Consider the following 11089-nt stretch of genomic DNA (forward strand, 5'->3'; position numbering starts at 1 on the left):
ACTATTTAGTTAAAGCCTCAAATGTATCCATATAGCGTTTCAAGACATTTGATCTGCTATGATGGCGAAGTTTTGCTTTGGCTTTTTCTTCAATCTGGCGAACACGTTCGCGGGTGATATTAAAAATATTACCTACTTCTTCGAGTGTCCGCGGTGTTTCGTCTCCAATTCCAAAACGGAGTTTTATCACGCGCATTTCACGCTTTGATAGGGTGGAAAGCACAGATGAGACTTGTTTGGCAAGAAGAGTTCTTTTGGCAATTTGCTGAGGTGAAATAAGTGATTCGTCTTCGATGAAATCGCTCAAAGTGGAATCTCCATCTTCATCCCCAACCGGTTTATCGAGTGAAACAGGATGCTTGGAAACTTTAATGATATTTTTAACTTTTTTGACCGACATTTCCAATTCCTCCGCAATCTCTTCCGGAAATGGATTTCTGCCCAGTTCCTGAACTAATTTATTGCGAGCTCTGGACACCTTATTTATCGAATCAGCCATATGGATCGGAACGCGGATAGTACGAGACTGGTCGGCAATTCCCTTTGTAATTGTTTGCCGTATCCACCAGGTTGCATAAGTCGAAAATTTATAACCTTTGTGATAATCATATCTTTCTACCGCTTTAATCAAGCCTATATTTCCTTCTTGAATCAGATCGAGAAAACTCAATCCGCGATTATTATATTTTTTCGCAATACTGATAACGAGCCGAACATTAGCCTTGATGATATCGTTTTTTGCTTTCTCTTTATCAATACGCGCATTCTCGATTTTCTCCATAAGATCTTTTAGTTCGTCTGCGGTCATGCGAGTTTCCAGCTCGACTCTGCGAATTTTTCGGCGGTTATTTTTAATTTTTCGTAATGCATCAATAAAAATATGCGGGTCCATTCCGGTTGATTCTGCAACTTCATTAAATTCAAGTTTACCTTTATCACCTTTCCTGCCCAAAGAACAAATTTCAGAAGCATTATATCCTTTGATATTGCTCACTTTTCTTATTCTATCCCTGCTAATATTAATTCTGGCGATTAGGTTTCTGATTCTGTAAATGAAATGCTGGATCATTGAAGTTGTGAAGTAAAAGTCGTTGAAATAATCTAATATTTTGTCGCGGTTTATATTAATTTTTTTTCCAACCGTCCAATCGTTTGTATATCTTTTGGAGGGATTTTTATTGATTATTTTTTCGATTTCTTTGGAAAGCAAATAGGCTTTTTGAGTATTTTCCTCAAGTTCTTTTATAAGTCTAATATTTTTTTCCTTATCGAACCAACTGCCAAATTCTACCTTTATGATTTTATCAATTTTTATTTTACCTTCATGATATCGTCGCACAAAATTCTTTAGAATACGCAAACTGCTACCGGAAGCGAGGGTTAGTCGGTTAATGATCTCCTGAGAATGCTCGATTCGTTTTGCAATTTCAGCTTCTTTTTCCGGAGTAAGAAGGGGAACTTTTCCCATCTCTTTCAGATACATCCGAACAGGGTCATCATAATACCGAACTTTCGATTTATGTGTAGCTGCTTTCTTTTTGACTCTCGTCTGATTTATCTTGCCCTTGATGGTTGTATCAAATATCTCAATACCACTTGAAGTCAGTTCATTAAATATATCGTCAATTTTATCAAGAAAAATCGGATTGTCGGGTAGCAATTGATTTATTTCTTCATAAGTAACATAGCCACGGGACGAACCCTTCTTTTTTAATTCTGAGATAAATTCGCTAATTGTATTCATTAATAATGCTCCTTAGCTCAATTGTCGCAATAATTTTCTCACTGCTCCGCCTTTGAAATTGCTCTTGAGCTGTTTGATTTTTTGCTTAATATTACTTTTCTCCCTAATAATGTCATAATCATTAGGTTGTTCCGTAATTCGCATATTGATTTTGTCCAATTCTAATTCCAAATAATTTATTTTAAGTCCTTTTAATAACTTGTTAAAATTCGTTTCTGAATATTCAAAATCACTGAATATTATTTCGCTTATGGTGTTTCTTTCATCAGAATTAAAATAATCTAAAATCTGCGATTTGTTCTTGATAAACTCAATAGGATTTTCCTGTTCAATCAGCAACTTGATCAATTTTTTACAGCTATTATCCACGAAATATTCGGGTAAATGCCGATCAATAAATTCAAAAGTTTGTTGCGGATAATTTATGAAATATTTCAAAATTTCCTTTTCATCGAAGCAAAGATTTTTATCCACTTTTGCAGAAGCAGTCCGTTTCCATTGCCGTTTTTTTCTCATTTTCATAGAGCGAAGGAGATTATCGGGATCGATATCGAAAACTTCTGCTGTTTTGTGGATAAAGAGCTCTCTTTGAACAGGATCATTAATCAAAAGCAAATCGTCTATAAGTTCATTCACTGCGTCCTGTTTTGCTTCCAAACTTTTATCCGCATCATAATAAAATTTGATGAACTGATAGAAACTGAGCGGATTTCCCACTTTCTTTTCCAATTCTGCTTTTCCATATTCATCAAGAAAAGAGTCCGGATCGAAACCGGAAGGCATCATTATTATTTTCGGAATGATATCATTTGTCAGACAAATTTTTATCACTCGCAATGACGCAGCATATCCGGCTTTGTCACCATCGTATAAAATATTAATATTTTTTGTGAATCTCGCAAGTAATTTTATTTGATTAGTTGTGAGTGCAGTTCCAAGACTCGCAACAATATTTTCAAATCCGAATTGAAATAACTTCAGCAAGTCCATATAGCCTTCCACAACAATGGCAGAATCTTTTTTCGAAATTATGTGTTTTGTAGTGTTTAATCCGTAAAGATGGTAGCGTTTTTTATAAATAATGTTTTCCGGAGAATTTAGATATTTTGCAGAAACATCATCACCTTCCTGATAGACTCTTCCCCCGAATCCAATTACTTTTCCGTCAACAGAAAAAATCGGATAGATAATTCGGCTACGGAATTTATCATAGATTCGGTCATTTTTCATAGAAAACAATCCGGATTGCATTACCGTGTTTGCGCGAAAGCCTTTTCCCTTCAACTCTTTTACGAGAGCATCCCATTCATCTGGAGAAAGTCCAACATGAAATTTGGAAAGCGTATCCGATTGTATATTTCGATTACTAAGAAATTCTAAAGCGGATTTGCCATTGTCGCGGAAATTCCTTATAAAAAATTCGTTTGCGGTTTCGTATATCGAATACATTTCCTTATACAAGGATTGTTGCTGTTTTGATACTTCCTTTTGAGGGAGTGTTATTCCCACCCTTTTAGCCAATTTCTCTACAGATTCAACAAAGTTGATTTTCTCATATTCCATCAGAAAACTAAAAACATTCCCACCTTTTCCGCAACCAAAGCAATGAAAAATTTGCTTTGAAGGGCTAACCACAAAGGAAGGAGTTTTTTCATTATGAAAAGGGCACCTGCAATTATAATTTACTCCGGCTTTTTTTAGAGGGAGATATTCTCCGATAATATCCACGATATTATTTGCGGTACGTACATCATTTATGACTTGTTGATCATATTTCATCGGCTATCCAGTTTTTGAAAAATTAAGAATCAAATCCTTTTCTATATTTTGGTTTTATTGGGTGCAAATTTTTAATTTTTTAAATTTAATTAGTGTCCATCCGTAAACTCGCATTTTTGCAATGATTCTCCGAATGTGATTCGACGCAGAAAAACACTGATTCGTCAGATAAACGCTGATACTACTCTTTTTGTAATTAAATTTTTTATCTGCGTAAATCATTTTTTTTCAGCGTTCATCTGCGTCCAATCTATACTTTACGGACAGGCTCTAATTAATATTAGTTAATATTATAATTACAATTCCAGAATCGTCACACCATTTCCACCTTCTGCTCGGGGTGCCGGATAAAAATCTTTTAGACGGGGATCAGATTTTAAATGAAACCGGACTTTTTCTCTCAATTGCCCTGAACCTTTTCCGTGTAGAATTCTTATTCTGGAATAATCCAGCAGAATTGCCTGATCTATGTATTTATCCACTTGTGGCTGAGCTTCATCAAAAGTGAGCCCCATAATATTTAGTTCAAAGGGGATTTCATGGGTTACATCGCTGGTTATCGTTACTTGCGGAGCCATTTGATCAGCATTTTTTTCCCTATGTTTTGGAACTTCGTAAATATCATTCGCTTTACACGAAAAGATGAGACCGTCAGCAATAATTGTGATAGAATTTTTTGATATGTTTTGGATTTTTCCCACAATATCGAGGTGTTTGTGATAGACTTTTTTCCCAACAACATGTTTTTTGATAGGAACTAATCTCAAATCTGATATTTCATCTTTTTCGAGACCAATTTTCTTTTGCTGCTTATTTATTACATTCCTCAAATTCTTTAAAGAATCTTTCTCAATTTTGGGTAATGTTTTCGCCCTTGATTTTATTTTTTTAAATTCATCTTCAAGTTCCGAATACAAATGAGCAAGGTTTTCTTCCGTTTGGTCCAGCAAAATCTTTTTTCGTTTCTTTTCAATTTTATCCCAGTCTTTTTCTTTTTGTAAAATGGAATTCATTTTTTGGTCAAGAATTTTGTTTTTTTGGTCATAATCAAATATTTTTTGCTCAAGCAAATTCCTCTGTTTTTCTGTCTTTTTCAGGAGATAACCAAGTTGAAGAGATTTGTCATCAATAATTTCACGAGCTCTCCCCAGTATTTTTGGGGAAATATTATATTTTTGGGCAATGTCAAGGGCATAGCTGTTTCCCGGAAATCCAACATCGAGAATGTACATCGGTTTCATCTTTTTCTCATCAAACCGCATTGAAGCATTTTCACATTGGGCATGCTCTGTGGCAAATATCTTCAATTTATTCAGATGGGTTGTGATGATCATTTTAGATTTCAGATTCATCAATTCTTCGATCACAGCTTGAGCAAAGGCAGAACCTTCTTCAGGATTGGTGCCGGTTCCGAGTTCATCTATTAATATTAAAGATCTCTCATCAGCATGACTAAGAATATTTGTAATTTTTTTTATATGTGATGAAAACGTACTGATTGAATCTTCGAGAGACTGCTCATCATTTATATCTGTGAAAAATGAAGTAAAAAAACCGATTTTTGCTTTCTTCGCTGTTACCAGCAAACCGCATAAAGCCATAATCGTAAGCAAACCAACTGCCTTAAGAGTTACGGTTTTTCCACCGGTGTTAACGCCGGAAATTATCAAAGAGCGATAATCTTTTCCCAGTTCGAGGGTGAAGGGAACTATCTCCTGTTCGTCCTTAAGTGCAGAAAATAAAATCGGATGTTTTGCTTCCTGAAAGAATAAAACAGGTTCTTCTTTAACCTCTGGAACGGTTCCGTTTACATCCACAAAATATTGAGCGGTTGCCTTAAAAAAATCCATTTTTTGAAGAATCGTCAGGTTTTCTAAAAGATCGGATTGACTCTCCCGTAATTCATTAAAAAGGCTTAGCAGAATACGATAAATTTCTTCTTTTTCCCTATCGTAAAGTTCAATGATTTTGTTATTTGTTTCAACCACAACAAGCGGTTCAATATAAACCGAAGCACCTGAATGCGAGCTGCCGTGAGTTACGCCCTTCAAAGTGTTTATCGAGCCACTTTTTATTGGGATGACGTATCTATTATCCCTTTTTGTGATAACATTATCAAAAGTGATGGTTCGATATTGTTTGGTGTTTAGAATTTTTTCCAATTTTTCAATGATTCTACTTTTTTGAGATTTTCTTTCCTTACGAATTCGAGCAAGTTCTTTGCTTGCAGAATTTTTAATCTCACTTTTTATATCGAAAGTACGAGAAAATTTATTTTCGAGATCGGAATGAAGATGAATTTTTTTTACCAAAGCAAATAGTTTGGGAAAATTTTCATCGTTAAATGAAGAATTTTGTTTTAACTGATTTGCAATTTGAATATTTTTTGCAAACAATAATATCTCCGGAATTGAGAAAGGATCATGGTGTTGGAAACGGTCAAATAATTTTTCGGTATCAGCCAATCCGGTCAAATCAATATGGTTTCCCTGCCTAATATAATTTACAGTATCCCAGATTGTTGCACTTCTCTCTGTTATTTCTGCAATTACAGATAACGGCTTGAGAGTTAAAATAAATTTTTTTCCGAGCGAAGAGGAGCAATATTCGCTAATAATTTGTTGGATTTTTCCAAACTCAAGTTCTTGGAATGGAGTTTTCATTTAAAATTTGTGTTTGTGGTTTTGGATAGTGATTGATATTTAAGATTTCGTTTTATGGTTAACAAAGCTTTAGATTTGACATTCTTGTCACCTTTTTCAAATGCGTAAAAATAATGAGTTTAATGTCCTCCAACAAATGAATAAAGATGTTTACTTTTCAAAAATCGTCAATTTTATTCGTTACCAATTTCCTTTTGAGTTGCAATAATTCGTTTCCGAAAATACCCATTATTTCATCATACATATCCCTGATTTCTTCTGGCAAATAGTCGTGAACTATTCTATTGCGAACATCTCGCATTTGCATCCACAATATAACAGAACTTATTATTTCCAATTTTTCCATCCGATTCAATAAATCTCTTATGGTTTCAGAATTTTCACCATACATTAATTTTTCATAGCTTCTGAAATATTTTAGGCTGATCTCAATTGCACGAATAAATCTATCACATAAAGCATCATAAGGCTCTCGCTCGCGAGGTGTATAGTATTGGTTAATTTTATAGGGTTTAATATATTCAAGTGACGCCTCTACTAAATTAATCGCACTAATTGCTTTGTATAATGCCGTTTTTGTGATAATCTTTTGATCTTTTTTCATTTCAATTTTTCCATTTTAATGACATTCAAAAATGCTTTTTGCTCTTTTGTAAGTTTAGTTTTGTTCATTACAACCACATCAATTTTTTCCTCACATTCCATAAAAAATTTTACGGAAACTTTTTGCGAAAGTTTGTAGGCATTTTCAGATGAAAATATTAATATATCAATATCTCCACCCTTTTTAGTATCATTAATCCTTGAACCAAATAAGTAAACTTCACCATTTACATTTTCAATAGCTTTGTTTATAGATTCTAGTTCTAATTTATCCAATCTCATTTTCAATAACTCTACCAAATTACATTTTACATTCGATCTCTGTTAACACATGCAAAAACCGTCCTGATATTTTAAATCCGTTAAAGACATTCAATATAGGACGGTTACGATTGATCAAAGATTTATAAAAAAAAGAGTGCTATCTTCTACCTCTTTTTAATTTACGCATTTTGGCTTTTAATTCTCGTCTTCTTTTGTCGCTTGGTTTTTCGTAAAACCTATGATTCTTTATATCAGATAAAACACGAGCCTGTTGCACTTTCCTGTTAAAACGACGGAAAGCATCTTCGAAATTTTCTTTTGGTCTAACTTTTATTGTTACCACTAATTTTCCTCCGAGGAAATTTTTGGTAAAATCTACAATGGTGCTTCTTTATGTCAACTAAATTGTGGATTTTCTTACTAATGCTTCTCTTTTAACTGTAGAGCAGGAATCCCTGTGGGTGTGAAAAATAAGATGGGACACGAATCCTTTCGGGTGTATTAATTCGATGAAGATACGCAAAATATTCTAAAATTCATTGACACTATTTCCGCTTCTCAAACATCTGGATGAAAAAATAATATTATGGAGATACTAATGAAAATGAAAATTTTTATTTTAATTTTAATGTTTACAATTGTCGCTTTCATCCCTGCATTTGCTTGGAGAAGCGGTGAGATGGAGGTGAAGGTAACACTTCAAAGTAGCGCTGATTACGAAAAACTCCATTCCTTAAAATTGGACGGAGATGTATATCCAACCGGATATGCTCTAATGTATGTGATCCCGCATGAACTGGAAAAAATCAAGTCTTCCAATCTGAAATACACGGTTTTAAAAGAGGACTTGAATAAATATTACGAAAATTATTGGTTACAAGATGTTCCTCCCGGGTATTACACTTTTGCTGAAATCGTTGATATTGCCGATAGTCTTTCCACAAATTTTCCGGAAATTTGCCAAAAATTTGTTTTTGGCGAAAGCATACAAGGAAGAGAACTTGGTGCCTTAAAAATTTCGGACAATCCCGAACTCGATGAAAATGAAGCAGAGGTTATGTTTGACGGTGGAATTCATGGTGATGAAGTAGGAGCATCGGAAAATGCCATTCGTTTTGCCAGACTTCTTTGTCTGGGATATGACTCTGATCCTGAAATTACAGAGCTGATAGATAATCGTGAAATCTGGATTTACTATTGTGTTAATCCTGATGGTCGTTTTGCTATGAGCCGCCGAAATGCAAATAATGTGGATCTGAATCGTGATTGGGGTTATATGTGGGACGGCTGGGGTAGCAGTACCGGCGCCTATTCTCAGCCAGAATCAAAAGCCTTACGAAATTGTGCTTACAATAGGCAATTTGTCGTTCATACAACTTATCACAGTGGTACAGAATATATCTCCTGTCCGTGGAGTTATCGCCCTAACCACTGCCCAGATTACGACCAAATCATTCAACTCGCAGGAGTATATTCTTCCAGTTCTACTTATCCCAATCTTGATTATGGGCAAGGTTGCACTGGCATGTATGCAATCAATGGAAGTTCAAAAGATACAAACTACGGGGCTATGGGTGCGATAAGTTGGTCAATGGAAATCTCCTACAGCAAACAACCTCCTTCTTCCCAAATTATGATGTACTTTAACCGAAATGTACCGGCAATGCTTGCTATAATCGAATACTCCGGTTATGGAGTTGAAGGAACCGTGACAGATTCAATATCAGGCGAACCGGTTTCCGCAGTTGTTTTTGTGGACGATTTTTTTCCCACTTATACTGATAAAAACGCCGGGGATTTTCATAAATATGTTCTACCCGGAACTTATTCGATCACAATCGTAGCAAATGGCTATCAAACAAAAACGGTTGAAAATATAATTGTTTCTGCAAATAGTTCAACTACAACAGATTTTCAACTTCAACCTGCTGACGGACAATTTGTTTACAAAATTTCATCTTCACAAATCCCTGATAATAATTATTCGGATGAGGGTGATACTCCGGGTGTGATCGGTGTTCCTGACAACCGTAATTATTCAATCGGTAAAAACGGCTGGGTTGTGCTCGATATGCAATTCCCCATAGCGGATGGTCCGGGAAATGATATAATTGTTTACGAAGGAGACACCTCAGCCGAAGGTTATGACTGTTACGCCGGCGAAACAATTGACGGTCCTTGGAATCTTCTCGGTGCGGGAAATGGTACGACAGAATTTGACCTTGCTATGGGAACAATGTTCGAGGCACAATTTGTCAAAATCGTTGATGACGGTGACGGACAACAAACAGCTGCAAATGCAGGTTTCGACCTTGATGCAATCGGAGCTCTCGAAAACTCATCCGGGGTTTATATCGGAATGATAAATTATGAAGTGGATGACAGCGGAGGAAATAATAACGGAAGAATTGATCCGGGTGAAACCGCAGACATCCTCGTTACTTTAAGAAATAATGGTGATGAAGTTGCCAATTCTTTATCCGGTTCAATTGACACATCTTCACCCTATCTTGAAATAATTTCCGCTAATTTCGATTTTGGAAATCTCGAACCCCAGCAAACAGTCGAAGGCTCTTTTACTGTTCATGCTGATGAAAGCACTCCCACAGGTGAAAATGTTCTCGTAGATTTAACAATATCCGCTAATAACGGATCATACACCAACGTATTCGAGATGGAATTTTGCATCGGAAGTATCCCGGCTCTAATTGTTGATTTTGCCCCAAGCCAGAACTCCGGAACTGTTATTGAAAGCGTATTAAACGATATCGGTGTAACTTGCGAATATCAAAATACAATCCCCACGGACCCGAATTTATACACAACGATCTTTGTTTGCTGCGGAATTTATAGTGGCAATCATGTTCTTAGTTCAGGCGAAGGTCAGACACTCGCTGATTATCTCGCTGATGGTGGAAATCTTTATCTCGAAGGTGGAGATACTTGGTATTACGATGACCCAACTGCCGTGCATTCCATGTTCAATATAACTGGCATATCCGATGGTTCCGGTGATCTGGGCACCATACTCGGAGCAAACAGCACTTTCACAGAAAACATGAGTTTTAATTATTCTGGCGACAATAACTGGATAGATCATATTCAGCCGAATGGAGATGCATTTACAATTTTTAGCAACCAATCCCCTAGCTACGACTGTGCGGTTGCGTATGATGCAACTGATTACAAAACGATCGGAGCATCATTCGAGTTCGGAGGTTTGGATGATGGCACAAATACAAAAGCAGAATTAATGACCGAATATTTGAATTTCTTCTCTCCAACTGCTCCAACCGGAACAGTAGAAGGTTACGTAACTGATATTGATTCGGGACAACCAATCGAAGGAGCCGATGTGAGCGGAATGGCTACAACAGACTCAGATGGATTCTTTACTTTCGAAATGCAAGTCGGAATTTATTCTTTTTCCTGTAGTGCAGCCGGTTATGGAGAAATAACAATCGATGAGGTGGAAATTTTGGCGAATCAAACTACAGAACTTGATTTTGAATTGGAATACCTAAACCCGCCCGCAAACCTTACCGCTACTGTAAATGGCAATGATGTAATTCTTGAATGGAATTCTCCGGCAACCGAAAATTTAGAATTTGACAAATCTCATAACAAAAAAGAAAAATCCGATTGTCTCGAAACAACTCGCTCGCTTACCGGTTTTAAAATATATCGGGATGATGAAGAGATCGCCGAACTTGATGATCCTGCTGCAACCACTTATACGGATTACGATATTACCGGTGGGGAACACACTTATTATATTGTGGCAATTTACGACAACGGATATTCCGACCCTTCGAATATAGTAACGGTTTTCTGTAATGGGATAAACCAAAATGAACTTCCTTCCAAAACCCGGATTATCGGCAACATACCGAATCCATTTTCAAATTCAACGAAAATCAAATTCAGCATAAAACAAACTGCTTTTGCAAAAATTTCCATCTATAATATTGTGGGACAAAAATTAGCAACAATTGTTTCATCAAAATTCGATCCGGGTTTTTATCAGATTGAATGG

8 protein-coding genes are annotated in these 11089 nt (G+C 36.0%); 1 reads left to right on the top strand and 7 read right to left on the bottom strand.

Annotated features, from left to right (window positions below; all coding sequences use genetic code 11):
- Window position 1 precedes the first annotated feature (1 nt).
- From U9P79_08360 to rpsU, 7 genes are all read right to left on the bottom strand, one after another.
- Entirely contained in the window at window positions 2-1744 is a 1743-nt protein-coding gene (locus tag U9P79_08360; protein ID MEA2104635.1) for a sigma-70 family RNA polymerase sigma factor, read from the bottom strand.
- A gap of 12 nt (window positions 1745-1756) precedes the next feature.
- Window positions 1757-3523 carry a DNA primase gene (gene dnaG / locus U9P79_08365; GenBank protein MEA2104636.1) on the bottom strand — a complete coding sequence of 589 codons (1767 nt, stop codon included), beginning with the start codon at window positions 3521-3523 and terminating at the stop codon, window positions 1757-1759.
- A gap of 54 nt (window positions 3524-3577) precedes the next feature.
- Window positions 3578-3745: a hypothetical protein gene (locus U9P79_08370; protein MEA2104637.1), complete on the bottom strand. Its 168-nt coding sequence runs from the start codon at window positions 3743-3745 to the stop codon at window positions 3578-3580.
- Between the two features lie 74 nt (window positions 3746-3819).
- A complete protein-coding gene (locus tag U9P79_08375) occupies window positions 3820-6186 on the bottom strand; it encodes a Smr/MutS family protein (GenBank protein MEA2104638.1) in 2367 nt (788 codons plus the stop codon).
- Between the two features lie 157 nt (window positions 6187-6343).
- Window positions 6344-6790, bottom strand: coding sequence for a nucleotidyltransferase substrate binding protein (locus U9P79_08380; protein MEA2104639.1), 447 nt, complete (start codon window positions 6788-6790; stop codon window positions 6344-6346).
- Window positions 6787-7071 carry a nucleotidyltransferase domain-containing protein gene (locus U9P79_08385; protein MEA2104640.1) on the bottom strand — a complete coding sequence of 95 codons (285 nt, stop codon included), beginning with the start codon at window positions 7069-7071 and terminating at the stop codon, window positions 6787-6789. Before U9P79_08385 ends, U9P79_08380 begins: the two co-directional genes overlap by 4 nt.
- Window positions 7072-7210: 139 nt before the next feature.
- Window positions 7211-7396 carry a 30S ribosomal protein S21 gene (gene rpsU, locus U9P79_08390; GenBank protein ID MEA2104641.1) on the bottom strand — a complete coding sequence of 62 codons (186 nt, stop codon included), beginning with the start codon at window positions 7394-7396 and terminating at the stop codon, window positions 7211-7213.
- 255 nt (window positions 7397-7651) lie between these two features.
- On the opposite strand from rpsU, the gene U9P79_08395 reads away from it, so the two are divergent.
- A partial coding sequence (locus tag U9P79_08395; protein ID MEA2104642.1) for a M14 family zinc carboxypeptidase occupies window positions 7652-11089 on the top strand: 3438 nt, incomplete at its 3' end.

This window comes from Candidatus Cloacimonadota bacterium (assembly GCA_034661015.1).
GTDB lineage: Bacteria > Cloacimonadota > Cloacimonadia > JGIOTU-2 > JGIOTU-2 > JAYEKN01.